Origin of the sequence: Brevibacterium sp. SIMBA_078 (genome assembly GCF_046534565.1) — a bacterium.
Classification (GTDB): domain Bacteria; phylum Actinomycetota; class Actinomycetes; order Actinomycetales; family Brevibacteriaceae; genus Brevibacterium.
The window spans coordinates 1-248 of the sequence record NZ_JAWRYQ010000439.1 but is presented as its reverse complement, the minus strand read 5'-3'; the positions used below and the strand labels follow the sequence as shown (position 1 = coordinate 248).

General features: G+C 45.2%; 1 pseudogene. It reads right to left on the bottom strand.

The features are described 5' to 3' along the window. A pseudogene (locus tag SB749_RS20325) lies at positions 1-248 on the bottom strand (hypothetical protein); the annotation flags it as partial.

Sequence of the window (248 nt, the reverse complement as noted above, 5' to 3'; positions counted from 1 at the left end):
CTCGAGTTTCGTCAGACTCAGCCTTTAAAGCTGCTTGCTCCCAATCTTTGCACAGTTGGTGGCTAAATTCATCATGAGGCTCTGTATTGTTTTCATCAACCAGAGTGTCGCCTTGTCGACCATAATAACCAATTGCACTGCCAGATATAAAGGTATGTGGTGGGGTATGGCACTGCTTAATAGCATCACTAATCGCTTGCGTAACAATGATTCGGCTATCGCGAATGACTGCCTTTTGTTTGTCGCTC